We start from the raw sequence: 21,891 nt of genomic DNA on the forward strand, positions 1-21,891 counted from the left end.
CATGCAGGAGATACTACTACGATTCAGCAAACTATTCAGTTGGCGATTCAACATAAGGTAAAGATAGGTGCGCATCCAGGATATCCAGATAAAGAAAATTTTGGCAGAACGATACTAGACATATCACCGACCGCACTCAGAAATAGCCTTATAACGCAGATACAGACTGTGAAAAATTTCGCCGAAAGGCAACACCAAAAATTACACCATGTAAAAGCACACGGCGCCTTATATAATCTAGCTGCGGTAGATGTTGAGATTGCACGCCTTATTATAGCGGTTGTCAAAGAAATAGATGACCAACTTATACTGTACGTACCGTATCAATCTGTGATTCAAAAAGAAGCAAAAGGACACTTGGAAATGATGGTAGAAGGTTTTGCAGATCGTCGGTATAACAATGATTATACATTGGTTAATAGATCATTTCCCAAAGCAGTGATACACGATGCGAATGCTGTGCTTGATCATATTATTCCGATGATTACAGAGCAACAGCTTACGACTATAGAAAATAAAATCCTTCCTTTTAAAATAGATACCTTGTGTGTTCATGGAGATACCCCTGAAGCATTTCAGATGTTAAAAGAGATCCATCTAGAGTTAAAAAAGCACCAGATACACCTACGCTAATGCAGTATTCAGATTTTCATATCTATAGAATGGGCGCAGATGCTTGGGGGATTCAGTGGGCATACGCACCGTCAAGAGAATTATTGCAATTTCTTCTCGCAGTTAAAGAACAGCTGTCCAAAACTTTTGAGGTAGAAATTATTCATACCTATACAGAAATCTTACTTAAAAATGTAGTTGTAACAATTTCTGAAAATGAATTAAAAGACCGCTTTCGCGAAATAATCAAAACCACACAACCACAGCCTTCTCAAAAACCAAAAATTCATCATATTCCAGTCTGTTACAATCCTTCGTTAGGGGAAGACATTGAAACCTATACCAAAGCGACATCACTCACAATCGATCAATTAATTGAGATACACACAAAACCTTTGTACACGGTGTATTTTATGGGATTTTTGCCAGGGTTTCCTTATTTAGAAGGTTTAGATGAACGTTTATATTTAGAGCGAAAAGCGATTCCCTCACAAAAAGTACGACAAGGAAGCGTTGCTATAGGTGGAAAGCAAACAGGCATTTATCCTCAAGACAGCCCAGGCGGTTGGTATACCATTGGACATACACCAATAAAGCTGTTTGATGTTACAAGAGAAAAACCTTCGCTGTGTACAGCGGGGGATTATATTAAATTTTATGCAATAGATCTGCAAGAGCATCAACGCCTATTAAAAGAAGCACTTGCAAGCAATGTATTACCTACAACCGAAGTATATGAAGGATAGTATAACCATACAACGCACAGGGTTCTATACCACGATTCAGGACAAAGGACGTTTTGGGTATGCTGCCTTAGGAATTCCAGAAAGTGGTGCTATGGATAGAAAAGCGATGCTACTTGCTAATGCATTGGTCAATAATGATGAATATGAAGCAGTACTTGAGTATACGTTGGTAGGACCTACGATTGAGTTTCATTGCGATAGGCATTTTGTGATTACTGGCGGGATCACAGAAGCGAGACTTCAAAATAATCCTATAGAGAATTATACGATCTACCTAGCTTGTAAAGGAGATATTTTAGAATTAAAAAAGATTACAAAGGGATGTCGTGGTTATTTGGCTATTACAGGCGGATTACAAACTTCAGATGTATTAGGAAGCAAGAGTATGTATGCTCCTATTACTTCATCAAGACACATCCATAAAGTAACAGAAATTCTAGTAGGAGCCACTACCTATGGCACAGCAAAAGGTGCTCGTATTAAAGTGCCGAAATCAATAGAAGATGCGTCTTATCTATTTCAAAGTGTGTTGAAGGTATACAAAGGACCAGAATATGATTTTCTCAGTTCTCATCTCCGTAAATACATTGAAGAAACATCATTTTCGATTTCTAAATTATGGAACCGTATGGCGATACAACTTGAAGAGACAGTACCTCATGACACGCCTTCTATACGTACAGGTCCCGTAATTCCAGGCACCATACAATTAACTCCCTCAGGACGTTTAATGGTACTGATGAAAGACTGTCAGGTAACAGGAGGATATCCTCGTATATTACAACTGTCTGAAAGTGCTATGGATATAGTAGCTCAAAAGAAACAAGGTGATGTAATATCTTTTTTACTTGCTGACTAGAACACCATTTTGCTCTGTAACTGTATCACTTAATAATTGGATAGTATCTCCTTTCCCTAGAGTTTCTTCGATACGGATCGCCTCTTCTTTAAGTTCGCGATGCGTAGAAATAGATTCCCATAAGTTATGGATATAATCGGCATAATCAGATTCTTTATTCCATTCAGGAATCCCTAAGCGCTTTCCTTTGGCGTATAATTTTCTGATATTTAGTTTACAAAAAGTAATAGTTGACTGCATAACAATTGGTATTGGAGTGATTAATCTTTCTGAATTTGAGGCTCTTCCCATGATTGAATAGTTTAAATATAGGAAATCATTTGGTTCCCGTAAGAATTTTATAGCTAAAATATACAGGAAGACCGTAATAGAAATACGTATTTTTACCCGTTTTTATAGATACCCACTAGGAAAAGCTGTTATATTTTCCTACATTCATAGCTTAACTTAAACTATTTATAGTATGGCAAAACCAGACAAATGCATTACACCTCAAGATGCAAAACAGTTGTTTACACATTGGAGCAACACAAGGGGAGAAGCACTTAGAAATCACTTAGGAGAGGAAGATACCTGCGAATTTACATTGAGTATTTCAGAGTTACGACAATATTTAGATTATGTAGAAAGTGAGTCTAAGGACAGAGGAATATCAAATCCAGGCGTACGTTTATATTTTGGAGCGTATAATACTACAAAATCAGATAAGACAACTTTTTTCATAGCCCCTACTACTGGAGATGATAAAGATGCTGAAAATAATTATGAGATAGATCCTATGAATAGTCAGAGCGGTGGATGGCCTCCAAAACAATATAATCCTTAAGCTTTGAGTGATTTTTTAGATAACATTCTATCTATACCTATATTATTAGAATTTGTGGCTGCACTCGCAGCCACATTTTCATATATCAAGATCAAAGAGTTAAAAACTGAAACATTTAAGTTTTTATGTATATATCTTTGGATAGTTGTATCAATAGAAGTTTTAGGATCTTATTCATATTTAATATGTCCTTATAAATTTGATGAACTTCCATTTTTTGTAAATCATTTAGAATGGATCAAAAACTATTGGATTTTTAATATCTCTCAAGCTTTAGGTTATATATTTTACACTTGGTATTTTTCCAAACAATTTACTTCTAGGAAGAATAAAGACTTTATTAAATATGCCATTATTATTTTTAATGTAATAACTATAGCTGATTTTATCTTTGGCGGTATATTTTTTATTGGTTATTCACAACTTATGAACTTGTCTGGTTTAATACTCATAGTGACAGCACTCTCTATGTATTATTATGAGATTATAAAATCAGATAGAATTTTAAATATAACTTATACGTTACCTTTTTACATTTCTGTAGGGGTCTTATTATATTTTGTTTCAATAACGCCACTGTTTTTAAGTAGTCAGTATATCAAAAAGGAAGAGATTGTATTTTTAAAATATTATCGATTGATTTTAAGTTATGCAAACTACTTCCTGTACGGAATCATTATATTTGGCATTGTAAAATGTTATTGGTTCAAGAAATTACAAAGCAAGAAGTTATCATTGTCGTCTACTTTATCATAGTAGTCGTAGTGCTTGTTGTTCTCTTTATTCTCTTCTTTTATACCTTTCAACGACGTAAAAATAACCTTCTTATAGAAAGAGTAGTGGCTCAAAAAGAATTTGAAAGTACCTTGATTCAAGCAGAAAATGAGATTCAAGAAGCCACGCTTAAAAATGTTGGAATGGAACTTCATGATAATGTGGGTCAACTCCTTTCCGTAGCTAAAATGCAATTGCGATCTGGACTTTCCCAACTTACAGATGATAAAAAAGAAGCTTTTAATGAAGCCTTAGAAACCGTAGACTTAAGCCTCACAGAAGTACGGCAACTCTCCAAAACAGTTAATGGTGAGGTACTTGCCAATTTAGATTTACAAGAAGCTATTCAAGTAGAAATAGAACGCTTAAATCGATTTTCGCATACCAATGCTACACTTTTGGTACATGGAGAACCCATTTTTGTAGGAAAAAAAGAAAAAATTATTATATTTAGAATCGTCCAAGAATGTTGTAGTAATGTGATGAAACACGCAGATGCAGAACATCTTACGATTAGCATATCCTATAAAGAGGAACATCTTCAAATTATAATTAAAGACGATGGTATAGGATATAATACTCATAATAATAAACTTGGTTCAGGACTTATTAATATGCAGCGCAGAGCAGAAATGATCAATGCGCAACTCGTTGCCCATAGTATGCAAGGACAAGGAACAGAAATAAAACTAACCTATCAACCACCACCGTATGAAACCGCTTAAAGTAGCTATAGTTGATGATCACATACTTTTCGCGAAAGCATTAAAAACATTAGTGTCTGGTTTTGAAGATACGTATGTGGTTTTTGTAGCCAAGAATGGCAGAGAATTTATTGAATATCTTAAAAGTGATCATGAACAACCCGATGTCGTATTATTAGATGTGCGTATGCCTATTATGAATGGGTTGAGTACCATGGCGTGGATGAAGGATAACTGCCCTGATATCAATGTCATCGCCATCACTATGGAAGACGATGAAGAAACCATCTCCAATATGATTTTCTTTGGTTGTAAAGGATACCTTCTCAAAGATGTAGAGCCTACAAAACTCAATGCCTCTATAATTAAAGCAAGTAAAGGCGAATTTGTTTATAATGAAATTGTAGATGTATCCCTCCGTAAACAAGCTCTAAGCGGTATTTCTAAAGAGACGGAAGATGAGGTGAGTAACCACCGTAAACTTCAATTAAAAGCTACTGATCAAGAGTTTTTAAACTATCTCTGTGGTACTGATTTCGGTTATAAAGAGATCGCCGCCCGGATGAATCTAAGCCCTAAAACCATCGAAAATAGACGTGCAGAATTATTCAGAAAACTAGGGGTTTCTTCTAGAGTCGGTGCTGTTATTTATGTCATGAAACATAAATTGATAGAAGAATTATAACCATTTTAAAGCAAATTTAAGCAAGCCATTCTTCCCTTTATAAGGCGCATATCTGATCGGAAGATCTAACCAGTTTCCCTTTTTTACAACAGCTTTTGCGTGACTAAACGTCAAAAAACTATGCTTACCGTGATAACTTCCTATCCCACTATGACCCACACCTCCAAACGGTAATTTTTCATTTATAAAATGAATAACCGTATCGTTTACTGCGCCTCCTCCAAAAGAAAAATGAGTTAAAAACCAATTTGAAAAAGACCGCTTTCGCGAAAAAACATAACCAGACAACGGCTTCTCATAACGATCTATAATACGCTCAATATCTGCTTTGGTTTGATACGGAATCACAGGTAAAATAGGACCAAAAATCTCATCTTCCATTACCAAACTATCTAAACTAGGATGGTCAATAACCGTTGGCGCTATGTACAATTGATCACGATCTATCTGTCCACCTATGACAACAGAAACCTCTTCTAGCATATCGGCAAGCCTGTCAAAATTCTTTTCATTAATCACTCTTGCAAAATCTGGAGATGCCTTTACATCTGTTCCATAAGCGTTTTCTAATTCTTTTTTTAATGCTTGTAGAAATGCTTCCTTAACCGTAGCTTCTATCAGAATATAATCTGGTGCAATACACGTTTGCCCAGCATTTAAAAACTTTCCCCATACAATACGCTTTGCAGCTAGGGCGATATTTACAGAAGCGTCAATCACACAAGGGTTTTTTCCACCCAATTCCAGCGTGGTAGGTGTTAAATGTTTTGCAGCGGCTTTGGCTACAATTTTTCCAACAGCAACACTCCCCGTAAAAAAGATATAATCCCAGCGTTGTGCTAATAACTCGGTCGTTTCTGGGACAGCCCCTTGGACAACAGCGACATATTCTGGAGAAAAAACTTCGGTAATAATCGTTTCTATAATTTGACTCGTAGCAGTGGTGAGTTCGCTAGGCTTTACAACCACTGTATTACCAGCAGCAATCGCTCCAATAAGTGGCGTCATCGCAAGTTGATACGGATAATTCCAAGGTGCAATAATCAATAGCGTACCATAAGGCTCATAATACAAATAGTCCCGACTAGGAAAATTGACAATAGAACTCTTTACTTTTTTAGGACGTGCCCAAAACTCTAATTTTTTAATCGTCAGATTCAGTTCTCGTAATACAATCCCTGTTTCGCTTGAAATACTTTCGTAAAGCGGTTTTTTAAAATCGGTATATAAAGCGTCGTGAATAGCAGTTTCATGCTTTTGTACGCTTTCGCGAAAGCGTTTTAAAATTGATAACCGTTGTTGTATAGACTTGGTTTTACCAGAAGTAAAATAGGCACGTTGTGAATCGACAAGAGAGGGAATATTCAAAATACTTTTTTTATAAAATTATTACATTTTTACCGAAGAGACAGAAAAAAGTAGGAATCATTTGGTAGATATAAAATGAATTTCAAAAAACTTTTATACATTTATAGCAAGTTTATGAAAAATCAGATACAAAATAGCGTTAGTATTAGCATTCCTCTTCAGGAGTGATACAGACCGCTATACCCAATATATAAAGCCTGTATCAATAATATTGATACAGGCTTTTTTTTACGGTGGTTCATGTAACTGAAATATTTGTAAATAATTGATAGTAAGTAAAATATATATTTTGAAATATACTTGAACAACGTAAGTAATTACAAAGTGATATTTTAAAACAAAAGCAAATAATTAATTTTAATACTTTAAAATAATACAAAATTGAAAGAACTGAATCCGTACAGTAAAGCCGTTACCCAAGACCCAACACAACCCGCAGCACAAGCCATGTTGCACGCCATAGGATTAACAGACGAAGATTTTAAAAAACCATTTGTAGGTATTGCAAGTACAGGATACGAAGGTAACCCTTGTAATATGCACCTAAATAACCTTGCGGTAGATATTAAGAAAGGAGTTCAATCATCCGATTTAGTTGGACTTATTTATAATACAATTGGCGTTAGCGACGGTATTTCTATGGGAACGCCAGGAATGCGTTATTCATTACCTAGTCGAGATCTCATTGCAGATTCTATGGAAACGGTGGTACAAGCGATGTCGTATGATGCACTTGTAACCGTGGTAGGATGTGATAAAAATATGCCTGGCGCATTAATGGCGCAATTGCGGTTAGATCGCCCATCCATACTTGTTTATGGAGGAACCATTGCTCCCGGATGTCATGAAGATAAAAAGCTAGATGTAGTCTCCGCTTTTGAAGCTTGGGGCGAGAAAGTAGCAGGCACCATCACCGAAAAAGAATTTAAAACGATTGTACAGAAAGCATGTCCTGGCGCAGGAGCTTGTGGGGGTATGTACACGGCAAACACCATGGCATCTGCGATAGAAGCACTTGGAATGAGTTTACCATATACATCATCCAACCCAGCCATAAGCACACATAAAACAGCCGAGTGCGCACGAGTAGGAAAAGCATTGCAACATCTTATCGAACAAGATATCAAACCATCAGATATCGTAACACGTAAATCTCTTGAAAATGCAATAAAATTGGTCACAGTATTAGGTGGGTCAACAAATGCAGTGTTGCATTTCTTAGCAATAGCCAAAGCCGCTCAAATCCCTTTTACCCTTGACGATATTCAGAAAATAAGTGATACGACGCCTTTCTTAGCCAATCTAAAACCTAGTGGAAAATACCTGATGGAAGACTTACACAACGTAGGTGGTGTTCCAGGAGTTCTTAAATACATGCTCGCACAAGGAATGCTACACGGAGATTGTCTTACAGTCACAGGAAAAACAATTGCAGAAAATCTAGCAGATGTAGATCATTTGCAAGCACATCAAGATGTGATTCATACGGTAGAAAATCCGATCAAAGCCACAGGACACATTCGGATTCTTTATGGGAATATTGCGAGCGAAGGTTCGGTTGCAAAAATCACGGGAAAAGAAGGTTTACACTTTCGCGGAAGCGCAAGAGTTTTTAATGGCGAATTTGAAGCAAATGCAGGGATAGGTGCAGGAAAAGTACAAAAAGGAGATGTTGTAGTCATCCGTTATGAAGGACCACAAGGCGGTCCTGGGATGCCAGAAATGTTAAAACCTACCGCAGCTATTATGGGGGCAGGATTAGGAAAAGATGTCGCACTCATTACAGACGGTCGTTTCTCAGGAGGAACACACGGTTTTGTCGTAGGGCACATCACTCCTGAAGCACAAACAGGAGGAGGCATTGCATTGATAGAAGATGGTGATATCATCGTTATTGATGCGGAAACAAATACTATAAATGTAGAAGTTAGCGAGCGCGAACTCGCCGCTAGAAAAGCCAACTGGATCGCTCCAGAACTGAAAGTAAAGCGCGGTTCTTTATATAAATATGCACGCACAGTCTCTTCAGCAAGTGAAGGATGTGTAACAGACGAATTTTAATTTAAATTCCCTATCAACTCCCTCTCCTCAAGGAGAGGATTGGGGTGAGGCGAACTATGGAAACAAAGACAATACAAAAAAAGCAAACAACTACGACCACCATGTCGGGTAGTGAAGCATTAATCCACTGCTTATTAGCAGAAGGTGCAGACTTAATCTACGGTTACCCAGGAGGTGCGATTATGCCGTTTTACGATCAATTGCATATCCATCAGGATAAAATCCAGCATGTACTTACCCGTCACGAACAAGGTGCTACCCACGCTGCCCAAGGCTTTGCAAGAGCGACAGGAAAAGTAGGCGTAGCAGTAGCTACTTCGGGACCAGGGGCAACCAACCTGATTACAGGAATTGCAGATGCACAGATAGACAGCACGCCCATGGTCTGTATTACAGGTCAAGTCGGCTCACATTTATTAGGGAGTGACGCTTTTCAAGAAACGGACATTATTGGAATCTCAACGCCCGTAACTAAGTGGAATCACCAAATTACCAGCGCCAAAGAAATTCCAGAAGTTCTCGCAAAAGCATTTTACATTGCACGCTCTGGACGTCCAGGACCTGTGCTGATTGATATTACAAAAGACGCACAGTTTGAAGAGTTTGAGTTCGCTTACGCGAAATGTGAACACATCCGAAGTTATACGCCTGTACCAGAGGTTCAGGAAGACCAACTCAAGGCAGCGGCCGAGGCTATTAATGCGGCAAAGAAACCGATGATTGTTTGGGGACAAGGTGTTATTTTAGGGAAAGCCGAAGAAGAGTTCAAAGCCTTTGTAGAAAAATCAGGAATTCCTGCCGCTTGGACGATATTAGGAGTTTCGGCAATACCCACAAGCCATCCGTTAAATGTAGGAATGGTAGGAATGCACGGAAACTATGGACCAAACGTCTTAACAAACGACTGTGATGTATTAATAGCCATCGGAATGCGTTTTGACGACCGTGTCACGGGTAATCTTGAAACCTACGCAAAACAAGCCACAGTCATTCATTTTGAAATCGATCCTGCCGAGGTAAGTAAAAATGTAAAAGCAGATATTCCAGTGCTTGGAAATTCTAAAGACACGCTAAGACGTATCTTACCACTTATCGAAAAAAAGGAGCATACAGCTTGGCATCAAAGGTTTAAAGATCATTATGCTATTGAGTTTGATAAAGTCATTAAAAATGATATTCACCCAACCAAAGAAGGATTGACCATGGGTGAGGTCATCGAACTCATTAATAAGAAAACCAAAGGCGATGCTATTATTGTAAGTGATGTAGGACAGCATCAGATGATTGCGTGTCGCTATGCAAATTTCAACACCTCTAAAAGTAATATTACCTCAGGAGGTTTAGGCACTATGGGCTTTGCATTACCAGCAGCTATTGGAGCCAAAATGGGAGCGCCAGATCGCGAAGTTGTCGCTATTATAGGAGACGGAGGGTATCAAATGACTATCCAAGAATTAGGAACTATTTTCCAAACAGAAGCTGCGGTTAAGATTGTGGTATTGAATAATGAGTTTTTAGGAATGGTACGTCAGTGGCAGCAATTGTTTTTTGATAAACGTTATGCCAGCACCGAAATGAAAAATCCAAACTTCTGTAAAATCGCAGAAGCGTATGATATCGAGGCACAAAAAGTAACAGATAGAAGTGACTTAGAAGATGCTATAGAACGAATGATCGCTTCAAAAAATAGTTTCTTCCTAGAAGTCATGGTAGAAAAAGAAGACAATGTCTTCCCAATGATCCCAACAGGAGCTTCCGTTTCGGATATACGTTTAGAATAATAAAAAGAATATAGAGTATAGAATATAGAATATAGAAAAGAGAGAAGAAGTCTATACTTTTTTTTCTCTATTCTTTAATCCTTTTGATATGAGTGAACAAATAAAAACATACACGGTAAGCATTTACACCGAAAATAATATCGGGTTGCTTAACCGTATTTCGGCGATTTTTCAACGTCGTAAGATCAATATTGAGAGCCTTTCGGCATCAGAGAGTGAGATAGATGATGTCTTTAAATTTACATTGGTTGTAAATATAACAGAGCATCAAATGGAAAAAATTAAAGGACAGATTGAACGTCAAGTAGAAGTCATCAAAGCGTTTTATCATACGGATGAAGAGACTATTTTTACAGAAAGCGGGCTTTTTAAAATTAAATCAGATTTGCTGTTTGAAGAACCACAAATTCAGAATATCATTAAAGAAAGCCACGCACGGATCGTGACGGTTAATAAAGACTTTTTTGTATTAGAAAAATCAGGTCGTCGTTCGGAAATTGAATTAGTACATCGAGAGCTCAAACCTTTTGGTATTATGCAGTTTACCCGTTCAGGAAGAATTGCAGTGACCAAAACGGAGATGCCTATTTCGACCCTCTTAGAACAGATACAGAAAGAGCAAGAGGCTGCTTTTGCGAAAGCGTGAATATAGAATATAGAATAAAGAGCATAGAACATAGACTTTTGTCAGTCTGAGCCTGTCGAAGACACATGAAACAGAAAACCCTTCAACAACATTAAGGGAGATGTCAGCAAAGCTGACAGAGGGATGCTAGTCATCTAAGCCCAAATAGAAAAAAATAGAACAATGAGCAATTACTTCAACACATTACCATTAAGAGATCAACTTGCACAATTAGGAAAATGCCGATTTATGAACGCTAGCGAATTCGAAGACGGAATTGCTGCTATCAAAGGCAAGAAAATTGTTATTGTAGGTTGTGGTGCACAAGGACTCAACCAAGGATTGAATATGCGTGATAGCGGCTGTGATATATCGTATGCGTTGCGTGAAGGTGCGATTAAAGAAAAGCGTCAGTCGTTCCAGAATGCTAACTCTAATGGATTTACCGTTGGAACGTATGAAGAATTAATCCCTTCGGCAGATTTGGTATTGAACTTAACGCCAGATAAGCAACATACGTCTGTGGTGAAAGCCGTGATGCCTCTTATGAAAAAAGGAGCAACGCTTGCCTATTCTCATGGTTTTAATATTGTAGAAGAAGGCATGCAAATTCGAGAAGATCTTACCGTAATTATGGTCGCACCTAAGTGTCCAGGATCTGAGGTAAGAGAAGAGTATAAAAGAGGGTTTGGCGTACCCACCTTAATTGCGGTACACCCAAATAACGATCCAGAAGGCAAAGGCCTTGCCCAGGCAAAAGCGTATGCCGCTGCCACAGGCGGACACAAAGCAGGGGTTTTAGAATCTTCTTTTGTGGCTGAGGTAAAGAGTGATTTAATGGGAGAACAAACCATTCTTTGTGGGGTGTTACAAACAGGATCTATTCTTTGTTTTAATAAGATGGTCGAAAAAGGAATCGATCCAGCCTATGCAGGAAAATTAATTCAATACGGATGGGAAACGATCACCGAAGCCTTAAAGCATGGAGGTATCACCAACATGATGGATCGATTGGATAATCCTTCAAAAATCAAAGCCTTTAACTTAGCTGAGGAGCTGAAAGGTATTATGCGTCCACTTTTTGAAAAACACATGGATGACATTATCTCTGGACATTTTTCAAAAACGATGATGGAAGATTGGGCAGCAGATGATAAAAATCTTCACACATGGAGAGCAGCGACAGGAGAAACTGCTTTTGAAAAGCAGGAAGTCACAGCAGCACATATCAAAGAGCAGGAATATTTTGATCACGGGGTATTGATGATTGCTATGGTAAAAGCAGGCGTAGAGTTGGCTTTTGAAACCATGACCGCAGCAGGAATCATCGAGGAGAGTGCGTATTATGAGTCGCTTCACGAGACACCGTTGATCGCTAATACGATTGCAAGAAAGAAATTATTTGAAATGAATCGCATCATTTCAGATACCGCAGAATATGGATGTTATCTGTTTGATCATGCCTGTAAACCTTTATTAACCGACTTTATGAAAACGGTAGATACTGATATTATTGGAACCGCTTTTTTACCAAGCGGAACGCAAGGCGCAAAAGATACGCACGTAGATAACCAAGAATTGATTGCTGTAAATGACGCTATTCGTAATCATCCAGTTGAAGAAATAGGAGCTACGTTGCGTAAGGCAATGACAGCCATGAAGAAAGTGAAAACAGAAGAAAAGGAAGCAGTTTTGAATTAGTTCTCGACTGCGCTCGAACGGACACTTACAATAATGTCACCCTGAGCCTGTCGAAGGGCAATTAAATATTGAGGCTCCGACAGGCTCAGCCTGACAAAGTAGTTCCCACTCTAGGTTATTAGAGCAATTTTAAAAATATTTATAGCAACACGCGGATGAGATTTCCGCTTTCGCAGAAATGAAAATTGAACAAGCCACATACATTCCAACCCTCAAGTCGATTACAGATGCGGCAAATCGCGTCAAAGAAGTAGCGATTAAAACGCCATTTATGCGCAGTTTTACGTACTCCAAAAAGTTTGAGGCTGAGGTATTCTTAAAGCGCGAGGACTTACAGCAAGTCCGCAGTTACAAGATTCGAGGGGCGTATAATAAGATGAGTACGCTTACGAAAGTAGAAAAGGAAAACGGCATTGTTTGCGCTAGTGCGGGAAATCATGCGCAAGGCGTGGCTTTTGCGTGTGCACGCTTAAACATACAAGGCTCGATTTATATGCCAACGACGACTCCAAAGCAAAAGGTGGAGCAGGTCGAAATGTTTGGTGGCGATTGGATTACGGTGGTGTTGGAAGGAGATATGTTTGATGACGCTTTCGCGAAAGCGAGTGACGTTTGCATCAAGGAAGGAAAGACCTTTATACATCCGTTTGATGACGAAAAAATCATTGAAGGTCAGGCGACTGTAGGGTTGGAGATGGTCACGCAATCGACGAAACCATTGGATTACGTATTTGTTCCTGTAGGCGGCGGCGGATTAATCGCTGGATTATCGGCAGTGTTTCATTATTTATCTCCCAAAACTAAAATCATAGGCGTAGAACCAGAAGGTGCTCCTGCGATGCTGACTTCGCTTTCGCGAAAGCAAAATACAACGCTAGACGAAATTGATAAATTTGTAGATGGTGCTGCGGTACAACGGGTAGGGGAGCGCAACTTTGCGATTTCTCAAAATTTTGTAGATCGCGTGGTTACGGTTTCTGAAGGAAAAATATGCCAAACGATTTTAGATTTATACAATCGAGATGCCATTGTCGTAGAACCTGCAGGTGCTATGACGCTCGCTGTTCTGGATCAATTCGCCGAAGAAATTAAAGGCAAAAATATCGCCTGTGTAGTGAGTGGTAGTAACAATGATATTACGCGTACCGCCGAAATCAAGGAGCGTGCTTTGTTATATCAAGGCTTAAAGCATTACTTTATCATCAAGTTCCCGCAACGTGCTGGAGCGCTTAAAGAATTTGTGGCTGAAATCCTTGGACCGACAGATGATATTACGCATTTTGAATATTCTAAAAAGACGAGTAGGGAACAAGGACCTGCGATTGTGGGCATAGAAATCAAATCTCCAGAAGATTTAGCTCCTTTGGTCGATCGGATGCATGCACGAAAATTCTTTGGGGAGTATCTTAATGATAAACCCGATTTGTTTCAGTTTTTGGTGTAAGCAACTCGTACATTTAGAGTCGAGTCCTTTGAAGTTGTTGTTTGATAGCTTCCGTCTTCTATAGGAACTTCAACGGTAATTTCCCATTCAGGATTGGTTTGTTTAATTGTAAGATCAAGTAGTGTGTCTGTTTTTGTGTAATAAATCGACACTTCGTTATCACCGATTAAAATATTTTCTAAGGAGGCTTGATTCCACGTGCTTGGCATTTGCGGACGGATGGTTACTTTTTTTGCAGCGGCATTCGGTTGTACTCCAAAAAACTGTTGTACAATAGGAATCGCGTAGCTATATATATTCCATGCTTGGGTGATCATCCCGTAATCGGGAGATACTTCATACATGCTACCAGGTAATGCGTAGCTAAAGGTTCTATCCACACGTTTGAGATAATTAAGGGCTTTATCTGGGTGTCCATAGTTGTTTTCAGCGATTACTTGAACGCCTGTCGGTAAAGTCATGACTGCACCTGTATAAGAGAAAATCTTACTTCCTTTAAAAGAGCCATCATCTTTTCCTGCGGAGTCGTCGCGATCAATTCCTGTAACAAAAACACCAAAAGGGTTGACAAAATTTTCAGCGGTTTGTAGGGCTTGTAATGCTTTGGTGGAGTCGGCGATGCCCATTTCCATAGGGGTGTTGACGACCCAGTTATGATGTACTACAAAAGGTCGAGGTTGTGCAGATGGATTTGCTTTGATCGTTTTTAGCGTACTTTGGAGTTCGGTGACTGCCCATGGTTTTTTGAGGGTATCAGCGCGTACGATGGCATCTTCTATTAAGTGTATGGCTTGTTGGTCTGTGCCGATAAAATCGGCATAACTTTTAAATTCTTCGGACCAGAAATCTGTATTTATTTTCGCTTTAAGCGAAAGAGCTATTTCACGGTATTGCTTAGAAAGCTTTTCTTTTCCTAGTATGGTTGCCATTTTGGAAGCGTCGTCAAAAGCTCTTTGTGTATAGGCGGCGACATCAATCATTTCGCTATCAAGTCCGTGAATTTCCATCATTCCGAAACCGTCAGGGAATAGATTTTTATTATCATCTTTTTCTTCGAGTAGCCATTGGAGACCTTTTTCGATGGTAGGGAAGTATTTTTCAAGAAAAGCCTGATCACCGTTCCATTGGTATACTTCCCAGATGAGGGAGGCAAATTGTGGAGTTTCGTTAATATTTCCTGGATTGAATACTTCCCCGTTCGTAGACATTTCGTGTATGATCCGCCCATTGCCATTAAGTGCATTGGAAACGCTGTCTAATAGTTTGATGGTATTGTAGACAGGGTCGGTTTGTCCTATTGCCATATATCCTTTTAGGGCATATTCACTATCTACGCCAAACCACCAAGGGTAATCAGGAATTCCAGCCGTGATTCCAGATCCTATTTCTGGGATGGTGCGGACGAGCCAATCGCTATTGTATTTTAACCATTCAAAGGTTTGCTGAATGTCTTTATCAGGAATGGTAAGTTGAGAGCGTGATGCTAATTGCTCATAGCGTTGCTTTTTTGAACGAACGTCATCTAGATAGGAGGAATGAATATTTTGATAGGTAGCTAAGGCTTCTTCTTGTGATGTGTAGCTTCCTGCGATGACAAAATTGATTGTTACGGTACTTTCTTTGGGAATTGAAATATCATATTGGAGTCTGCCTGAAATTCCTTTACCAGCATAGGTAGTTGTTTCCTCACCGCGAGCTGTTGATTTCATATCTGATCCAAAGGAGACAAACCACGGGTTGTCAGTATCCTTCATCATCCAATGGTCTTGTAATGCGTTATAGGTAGCACTGTCTTGCGAATCAATCATATTGGTTTCTTCTCCCAACCAAGTAGGTCTTAAATCTGCATGTCCTACAAATGATAATTTAAAGTCATTTGTTGTAGAGGAAGTGTTTTTTATTTGAAACTGAATAAAAATTCCTTCTTTATGATCTGGCACAAACTGCCAGCGCTCTATGGCAAGCTGTTGATCAGGTAAACTATAGGTATGCATATTGGCATAGGGGTAATTCACAAATGTATGCGCATTGTCTAGCTTAAGGGTGTCACTACTTTTTACTATAGAAACTTCAAAACCATCCATAAGTTTGATAGGATGATCCCAGATACCGCCCATTTCGCCTTTGATATGCCAACCTAATTCTGGAAACGTTCCATCTTGATGTCCTACCATATATACGCGATCTCCTGCGGTTACAAAGGGAGAAGGTAAATAATTAGGTGTACCTTTTATAAAAGGACTCTCTGTGGTAAGTGTGCTCAGCGTTTCTGAATCTGATGTAGTCTGCGTACAGCTTATTAAAAAACAAATACTAAAAAGAACGATTATAGGGCGAAGCATAGATTTTATATGTAGAATAGATGTTTAAATGTAAACCATCGTAGTGTAATTACAAATTATAAAGTTATTTATATCCACTTTCCAATATTCATCCCTTTTTTGAGTGATTGTTTCATCTGTTGATAGCTTTCTCCGTTAGAGAATTTACGTTTATAATGGGGTAGATTTTTATACACTTTGGAATATGCTACTTTTCTTTCTTCTTGTTGTTTATTGTGAGTACTCCAATAGGATTCTTTTTCTGAAATAGCTACTTGAAGTTCGTCCAACAATCTAAGTGTACTAGCAACTTGAATGACTGTTTCTGAAATAACTTGAATAGGATCATCTAAGAGGATTTTAATAAGCTTATGTTGCCCATTGATATGAAAAGAAGCGATATGCTTAGACAGATAAATGCGGTTTTTATAATGTCCTTTTTTAGCAATAACAGAAAGTGTTTTTATGTTATTAGATATCATCCACGTTCTTAAAATCCAAGTAGGGATCTTCATGTAAAATAGGCTGTATGTGAGTATCAATAGGTATCTCAAAGGGAAGGATTGTTAATACCTATTGGAGTACAATATTTATATAATGTTACACCAAGGAAATAGAATCTTACAAAACGGCTACGACAGGTAAGTGATCACTTTGCAATTTTAAAGGCTTATATCCCATCGGGACTTTTATGTTTGCAGCTGCTTGGCTATCAAAAATATAATCGCCTCCTCTATGTCCCTCGGCTAAAGCTCCTGTGCTATGATCTTTCCAACCACCATCTCCTTTGCAACAACTATATACAGGATCACCTATTGAAACCGTAGTTGTAATCCCCGCATTAGAAAAAGGAGTCCACGATCTTTGTATATTTTGTGAGATTTCATACCATCCAGTTTCATTAAAATCTCCCGCAATGATGATTCTATATGTCTTTTCTGTATCAGATAGATTCATAGATGTAATTGCCTTGCTTAAATGCGTATCCATATCACTAAAGTTAAAGCGGTTTTGTGGCATTTCTCGTGGGTGTGGATTATGCGTATTTATAAATATAGTACCAGAAGTATCAAATACATTTTTTAACACAAGTATTTGAAATGGACGTTCGTTGTTATACCCGTCTACATGTTTTTTATCAAGTCTATATTTACTGGTATCATAAAAAGTGACGATTTCTGTATATCCTTGTATACTACCAAAAGACCCCATATTTGCTAATGATTTTACGGCAGCTTTTTGCAATTCATCCCATCTACTTGCTTCTTGTATGGCAACAAAATCTAACGATGATCCAGGAGCTCTTGTAGCAGCAGTGTCTATAGTACGCGCCATATATTCTGCGCAAATTGTTAGTTTAGGATTATGTGAGGTAGGAACACATTTTTTTCCTAAAGCAGCAGCAGAAAATTTAGGATTGGATTTATTAGTCATCGCTTCAAAAGAAACATTATAAGATAATACAGTAACAGCCGTGCTCATAGATAATGTGATTTTGTTATGTAAACAATACTACAAAAATTGTGATTATTAACTACACGTATATATACTTAATTATACATAGATCATTTTGATATAAGTCTATTCACATCAAGAAAGTAGCTAAGTCTTAGCGAAAATGTTTGTTGTATGGATTGACTAAAAAAATGATTAAGAAATTACCTAGTGAAATATCGTTTGCTCACTACATTTCCTTGTCGGTCATAAAATGTCCACCAGCCTACTGCGTTTCTCCAATGGACATAATTCCCTTTTGCTTTGACACTTCCGTCTTCATAAAATAGTGTTGCGGGACCTTCTGTTTTGTTATTAAGGTAGGTGCCTTGTGATTCCTTACGTCCATCGGGATCGTAATTAATCCAAATCCCATTGCCTACGCCATCTTTAAATTGCTGTGCAGTTTCTAACTCTCCATTATCATATCGTGCATATAGCCAACCCGTATAGGGCTCTTTGCTTCCTTTTTCAAAATATTGTTGTCCATACCGAGTTCCATATTTGACGTTAGCATCATTCATAGAAACCATCTCCGATTCGGGTGGTACTATAACTGTATCATTTTGTGCGCAACTTATAAGAGGCGTAAGGAGTAGGAGGAATAGTAATTTTTTCATAGTGTTATTATTCAATCATTAAATACTTTGATTCCATATAATATAAATCCCAAATAGATTCGCCGTTAGCATCTACTTTACCAGATCGGTTACTGCTGAAGTAAAAGTATTTTCCATCTGGAGAAAAGCTAGGAGACCCTTCAGATTGATAAGAATTCACGATGGGTCCCATATTTTTGGGTGTTGACCATGTATTGCCTACTTTCTTGGAGTAGTAGATATCAGATCCACCATAGCCATCATACCGATCATCAGACCCAAAAAATAAAATCGTACCATCTAGTGATAGGTGTGGTGACGTATCATAATTGGTGTTACTTGATGGTGGTATCAATTCCACAGGTTTGTTATACGTTCCGTTGTTTTTTAAGGTTGCCATAAAGAGGTTGGTGGCTTTGCTGTTTGATCCTTTGGTCCAGAAGTATAGATTTCCTTCTCCATCTGTCATCGGTCCCGCTTCATAGTTTGCAGGCCAAATATTATCCTCTTTCATAGACTTGTTAATGACATTTGACAAAGGTTTAGGAGTTGACCACGTATCATTTATTTTATCTACATACCAAATATTCATATCCATTTTTTGTGACGTACTTCCGTCTGGGAGTGGTCTATAAGAAGCGAAGAAGAGCTTGCTCCCCTCTTTATTTACAAATGCTGCTTCATCTTCATCGGTTGAGAAGGGAGCGATAGCTGGCGTATTCCAACCGTTTTCGGTTTTGGTAGTAGCGTAAATTCGTTTTTTACCTGTGTCTAAATCCCTTCTTGTAAAATAAGCCGTATTTCCATCAGGCATAAAGTGAATGCCCCATTCGTTTCCTTTGGCAATAGAGAGGACACCTTCTTGAAAAATGATTGGCTCATCAATCACGTGTATTCCTTTTTCATAACGCTTTCGCGAAAGCGTAACCCCATTTACATCATACGTAAATTCTAAGCCCTCTTTTTTACCATCTATATAGGTGGCGTCGTATTTGAGCTGTCCATTTTCGTGATATGATTTATAGATTCCTTGGGTAATATCATTGATATAAAAGCTCTCAGAACGTAACTGTCCGTTAGGATAAAAATATTCCCAACGTCCGTTTCCTAAGCTATTTTTCCAATAGGCTCTGTACCGCAAAACCCCGTTAGGATACCATTCCAACCATAGCCCTTCTGTTTTTCCATTGACAAGTGTTTTCCAAAGCGCAGGGCTTCCATTTGCGTACTGCTCAGAGATAATTCCCGTATACGTTTTGATATCAACGTCTGATTCTTTAGAAACTTTTAAGAGTTCTTGAATTTGGGCAACAGCTGAAGTATTGTAAGTGATTAAAGCAATGAGAAAAAGGGTGATTGTTAATATATTCTTCATAGTACTTCTGTTTTTCTTTAAAGATATCTCAGAAAAGTTATATGACAATGATTAAGTCGACGGGTCTGAAAATAGACCGATGAAACCGTTAAAGCACTATTTTCTTAATTTCTGGTAAGTAGGTGTCGCTTACTCTTATTTTTTCTCCATTCGTTAAAATGACGTGGTAATAGCGATCTATTTTTTTGAGCTCTTTAATAGCGCTAGCATTCACAAAATGAGACCGATGTAATCTTGTGAATAATGCTGGGTTAAAGGTTTCTTTAAGTTCGGAGATTCCTTTGGTAGAAAGGAACTCTTCATTTTCTGTAAAGATTTTTGTATAATCTCCAAAGGCTTCGGCATAGAGGATATTAGAAACAGGCACCATCATTTTTCGGGTTCCTTTGTGCAAAATTACTTTGGCTGGAAATTTCATTTCTTTTTGAAGTAATTCTTCAGCTAAAGAAATCATATTATTCTGATTGTTCAGAATTCGTTTTAGTGTGCTTTCAAAGCGTTTTTTCCCATAAGGTTTTAACAGATAATCAATAGCGTGCACCTCAAATGCTTTTATGGCATATTGGTCATAAGCAGTAGAAAAAATGACTTCGGGAATTTCGTCTAATTGTGTGAGCACCTCAAAACCATTGAGACCAGGCATTTGGATGTCCAGAAATATGGTGTCTGGTTGTAGTTTGTTAATGAGTTCAACAGCTTCACGACCGTTGGTTGCTTCTCCTATAATGGAAAGTTCTTGATGTGCTGAGATATATTGCTTTAGTAAGTCTCTAGCATCTTCTTCGTCATCTATGATCAATATTCTTTTCAAATTACAAATGAGATTTTAGTTCCAGAGGGTATGTTATCTTCAATTTTCAAGTCTGCATTATAGATTTTCTGTAGGCGCATTTTAGTATTGGATAGTCCTAACCCTTTTGAAAAGACAGCTTCTTTGTCAGTAATGCCAACTCCAGTATCTTCAATCGTATAGTGTAATTGATCTCTTACTTTTTCAATTTTAATTATTAACGTAGAGGGTTTTATTTTAGTCGCGATTCCGTGGTTAATAGCATTTTCTACCAAGGGTTGTAAAAGCATAGGTGCAATTTTCTGATTGTAAAGTTCCTTAGGGACGTCAAAGGAAAAATGCAAGCGCTCTTTTAATCGTATTTGCATTAATTGCAAATAGCTTTCTATAAAATCAATTTCTTCTTTAACAGTTACATATTCGTTTTGAGAGGCATAATTCTGATATCTAAATAAGTCAGACAGTTGGACGATGAGTTCTCTTGTTCGTTCATTTTCTGGCGGTATGGTCGCATTAATAGAGTTGAATAGATTGTGTAGAAAGTGCGGATTTAGTTGTGCTTTTAGTGCTGTTATCTGACTTTTTAACGTGGTTTCTCGGAGTATTGCTTTTTCTTTTTCTTCATTTTTAAATCTTTTGAAGTAGGTATAGGCGTGTATAAAACCAAACTGAACTAAATAAAAAAGCATAAAAGTGTACAGCGTCCAGATAACTTTATAGCCGCCCCAATACATCGACCAACCAAATATTTTTGTTACCCAAAGTAATGAGAAGTAGCATATTGCAATATATAAGGGTAGGAAAAGAATATGTGATAATAACCGTGTTTTAAGCGTATATTTCCCTAATACGATGGTTGTGATATACCAAATCGGAATTGTTACTATGAAGCTAATTAAAAACTGTGCACCTCCAGAAGCACTAAATTCCTCAAAATGAAAATAAGGCGGATGTCCAGGTTTAAATCCACCCCAAGAAATCCAGCTTGCCGTATAGTAAATGAGAGTCGATACGTAATAGAAAGTCACAAAAAGTATGATGTCCTTTTTGCTCACTATAGTCGCTAATTTTCTAACTAATGTCATACACTAGACAAGATAAAAAATATTCAACAGCATCTATTATG

At 37.9% G+C, this 21,891-nt stretch carries 21 protein-coding genes; 12 read left to right on the top strand and 9 right to left on the bottom strand.

What is annotated here, in order from left to right; all coding sequences use genetic code 11:
* The 3 genes from Q0505_RS11150 to Q0505_RS11160 form a co-directional block, all read left to right on the top strand.
* On the top strand, positions 1–633 hold a 633-nt coding region (locus Q0505_RS11150), incomplete at its 5' end, for a LamB/YcsF family protein (RefSeq protein ID WP_299212789.1).
* Positions 633–1,358: a 5-oxoprolinase subunit PxpB gene (pxpB, locus tag Q0505_RS11155; protein WP_299212791.1), complete on the top strand. Its 726-nt coding sequence runs from the start codon at positions 633–635 to the stop codon at positions 1,356–1,358. The genes Q0505_RS11150 and pxpB, both read left to right, overlap by 1 nt.
* Complete coding sequence (locus Q0505_RS11160) at positions 1,348–2,217, top strand: biotin-dependent carboxyltransferase family protein (RefSeq protein ID WP_299212793.1); 870 nt, start codon at positions 1,348–1,350, stop codon at positions 2,215–2,217. Before pxpB ends, Q0505_RS11160 begins: the two co-directional genes overlap by 11 nt.
* On the opposite strand, the gene Q0505_RS11165 is transcribed toward Q0505_RS11160, so the two are convergent.
* Positions 2,203–2,508, bottom strand: coding sequence for a hypothetical protein (locus Q0505_RS11165; RefSeq protein ID WP_299212795.1), 306 nt, complete (start codon positions 2,506–2,508; stop codon positions 2,203–2,205). The two genes, Q0505_RS11160 and Q0505_RS11165, sit on opposite strands and share 15 nt — an antisense overlap.
* Positions 2,509–2,680: 172 nt before the next feature.
* On the opposite strand from Q0505_RS11165, the gene Q0505_RS11170 reads away from it, so the two are divergent.
* From Q0505_RS11170 to Q0505_RS11185, 4 genes are read left to right on the top strand one after another with little or no spacing between them, the layout of a single operon-like run.
* Positions 2,681–3,043, top strand: coding sequence for a hypothetical protein (locus Q0505_RS11170; protein WP_299212797.1), 363 nt, complete (start codon positions 2,681–2,683; stop codon positions 3,041–3,043).
* Between the two features lie 3 nt (positions 3,044–3,046).
* On the top strand, positions 3,047–3,799 hold the full coding sequence (locus Q0505_RS11175) for a hypothetical protein (protein WP_299212799.1): 753 nt from the start codon (positions 3,047–3,049) through the stop codon (positions 3,797–3,799).
* Entirely contained in the window at positions 3,745–4,542 is a 798-nt protein-coding gene (locus Q0505_RS11180; protein ID WP_299212801.1) for an ATP-binding protein, read from the top strand. Before Q0505_RS11175 ends, Q0505_RS11180 begins: the two co-directional genes overlap by 55 nt.
* Positions 4,529–5,206, top strand: a complete 678-nt coding sequence (locus Q0505_RS11185) for a response regulator transcription factor (protein ID WP_299212803.1) — start codon at positions 4,529–4,531, stop codon at positions 5,204–5,206. The genes Q0505_RS11180 and Q0505_RS11185 overlap by 14 nt, the downstream gene beginning before the upstream one ends.
* On the opposite strand, the gene Q0505_RS11190 is transcribed toward Q0505_RS11185, so the two are convergent.
* Complete coding sequence (locus Q0505_RS11190; RefSeq protein WP_299212805.1) at positions 5,201–6,574, bottom strand: aldehyde dehydrogenase; 1,374 nt, start codon at positions 6,572–6,574, stop codon at positions 5,201–5,203. The two genes, Q0505_RS11185 and Q0505_RS11190, sit on opposite strands and share 6 nt — an antisense overlap.
* A gap of 381 nt (positions 6,575–6,955) precedes the next feature.
* Between Q0505_RS11190 and ilvD the strand changes: the two genes are divergently transcribed.
* The 5 genes from ilvD to ilvA all read left to right on the top strand — a co-directional run bounded on the left by ilvD (position 6,956) and on the right by ilvA (position 14,186).
* The gene (ilvD, locus tag Q0505_RS11195) at positions 6,956–8,635 is read left to right on the top strand and encodes a dihydroxy-acid dehydratase (RefSeq protein WP_299212807.1); all 1,680 of its coding nucleotides are present in this window, start codon (positions 6,956–6,958) and stop codon (positions 8,633–8,635) included.
* Between the two features lie 56 nt (positions 8,636–8,691).
* Positions 8,692–10,416: a biosynthetic-type acetolactate synthase large subunit gene (ilvB, locus tag Q0505_RS11200; RefSeq protein ID WP_299212809.1), complete on the top strand. Its 1,725-nt coding sequence runs from the start codon at positions 8,692–8,694 to the stop codon at positions 10,414–10,416.
* A gap of 88 nt (positions 10,417–10,504) precedes the next feature.
* On the top strand, positions 10,505–11,062 hold the full coding sequence (ilvN, locus tag Q0505_RS11205) for an acetolactate synthase small subunit (RefSeq protein WP_299212811.1): 558 nt from the start codon (positions 10,505–10,507) through the stop codon (positions 11,060–11,062).
* Between the two features lie 162 nt (positions 11,063–11,224).
* Positions 11,225–12,742 carry a ketol-acid reductoisomerase gene (gene ilvC / locus Q0505_RS11210; protein WP_299212813.1) on the top strand — a complete coding sequence of 506 codons (1,518 nt, stop codon included), beginning with the start codon at positions 11,225–11,227 and terminating at the stop codon, positions 12,740–12,742.
* Between the two features lie 178 nt (positions 12,743–12,920).
* Positions 12,921–14,186: a threonine ammonia-lyase IlvA gene (gene ilvA, locus Q0505_RS11215; protein WP_299212815.1), complete on the top strand. Its 1,266-nt coding sequence runs from the start codon at positions 12,921–12,923 to the stop codon at positions 14,184–14,186.
* Here the strand turns inward: ilvA and Q0505_RS11220 are convergent.
* From Q0505_RS11220 to Q0505_RS11250, 7 genes are all read right to left on the bottom strand, one after another.
* Positions 14,171–16,528, bottom strand: coding sequence for a glycogen debranching protein (locus tag Q0505_RS11220; RefSeq protein ID WP_299212817.1), 2,358 nt, complete (start codon positions 16,526–16,528; stop codon positions 14,171–14,173). The genes ilvA and Q0505_RS11220 overlap by 16 nt on opposite strands.
* 68 nt (positions 16,529–16,596) lie before the next feature.
* A complete protein-coding gene (locus Q0505_RS11225; RefSeq protein WP_299212819.1) occupies positions 16,597–17,022 on the bottom strand; it encodes a hypothetical protein in 426 nt (141 codons plus the stop codon).
* Between the two features lie 106 nt (positions 17,023–17,128).
* The gene (locus tag Q0505_RS11230; protein WP_299212821.1) at positions 17,129–17,989 is read right to left on the bottom strand and encodes a hypothetical protein; all 861 of its coding nucleotides are present in this window, start codon (positions 17,987–17,989) and stop codon (positions 17,129–17,131) included.
* Between the two features lie 176 nt (positions 17,990–18,165).
* The gene (locus Q0505_RS11235; protein ID WP_299212823.1) at positions 18,166–18,621 is read right to left on the bottom strand and encodes a hypothetical protein; all 456 of its coding nucleotides are present in this window, start codon (positions 18,619–18,621) and stop codon (positions 18,166–18,168) included.
* Between the two features lie 7 nt (positions 18,622–18,628).
* On the bottom strand, positions 18,629–19,975 hold the full coding sequence (locus Q0505_RS11240; protein WP_299212825.1) for a hypothetical protein: 1,347 nt from the start codon (positions 19,973–19,975) through the stop codon (positions 18,629–18,631).
* A gap of 88 nt (positions 19,976–20,063) precedes the next feature.
* A complete protein-coding gene (locus Q0505_RS11245; protein ID WP_299212827.1) occupies positions 20,064–20,786 on the bottom strand; it encodes a LytTR family DNA-binding domain-containing protein in 723 nt (240 codons plus the stop codon).
* Positions 20,783–21,850, bottom strand: coding sequence for a histidine kinase (locus Q0505_RS11250; protein WP_299212829.1), 1,068 nt, complete (start codon positions 21,848–21,850; stop codon positions 20,783–20,785). Before Q0505_RS11250 ends, Q0505_RS11245 begins: the two co-directional genes overlap by 4 nt.
* Between the last annotated feature and the right edge of the window lie 41 nt (positions 21,851–21,891).

The organism is uncultured Dokdonia sp. (assembly GCF_937910895.1).
Taxonomy (GTDB): Bacteria; Bacteroidota; Bacteroidia; order Flavobacteriales; family Flavobacteriaceae; genus Dokdonia.

Bases quoted from the DNA above. Each gene is read 5' to 3' on its own strand.
- ilvN (WP_299212811.1), top strand. From the start codon at position 10,505: ATGAGTGAACAAATAAAAACATACACGGTAAGCATTTACACCGAAAAT.
- Q0505_RS11230 (WP_299212821.1), bottom strand. From the start codon at position 17,989: ATGAGCACGGCTGTTACTGTATTATCTTATAATGTTTCTTTTGAAGCG.
- Q0505_RS11225 (WP_299212819.1), bottom strand. From the start codon at position 17,022: ATGAAGATCCCTACTTGGATTTTAAGAACGTGGATGATATCTAATAAC.
- Q0505_RS11250 (WP_299212829.1), bottom strand. From the start codon at position 21,850: ATGACATTAGTTAGAAAATTAGCGACTATAGTGAGCAAAAAGGACATC.
- Q0505_RS11165 (WP_299212795.1), bottom strand. From the start codon at position 2,508: ATGGGAAGAGCCTCAAATTCAGAAAGATTAATCACTCCAATACCAATT.
- Q0505_RS11160 (WP_299212793.1), top strand. From the start codon at position 1,348: ATGAAGGATAGTATAACCATACAACGCACAGGGTTCTATACCACGATT.
- pxpB (WP_299212791.1), top strand. From the start codon at position 633: ATGCAGTATTCAGATTTTCATATCTATAGAATGGGCGCAGATGCTTGG.
- Q0505_RS11170 (WP_299212797.1), top strand. From the start codon at position 2,681: ATGGCAAAACCAGACAAATGCATTACACCTCAAGATGCAAAACAGTTG.
- Q0505_RS11185 (WP_299212803.1), top strand. From the start codon at position 4,529: ATGAAACCGCTTAAAGTAGCTATAGTTGATGATCACATACTTTTCGCG.
- Q0505_RS11220 (WP_299212817.1), bottom strand. From the start codon at position 16,528: ATGCTTCGCCCTATAATCGTTCTTTTTAGTATTTGTTTTTTAATAAGC.
- Q0505_RS11235 (WP_299212823.1), bottom strand. From the start codon at position 18,621: ATGAAAAAATTACTATTCCTCCTACTCCTTACGCCTCTTATAAGTTGC.
- Q0505_RS11240 (WP_299212825.1), bottom strand. From the start codon at position 19,975: ATGAAGAATATATTAACAATCACCCTTTTTCTCATTGCTTTAATCACT.
- ilvC (WP_299212813.1), top strand. From the start codon at position 11,225: ATGAGCAATTACTTCAACACATTACCATTAAGAGATCAACTTGCACAA.
- ilvB (WP_299212809.1), top strand. From the start codon at position 8,692: ATGGAAACAAAGACAATACAAAAAAAGCAAACAACTACGACCACCATG.
- ilvA (WP_299212815.1), top strand. From the start codon at position 12,921: ATGAAAATTGAACAAGCCACATACATTCCAACCCTCAAGTCGATTACA.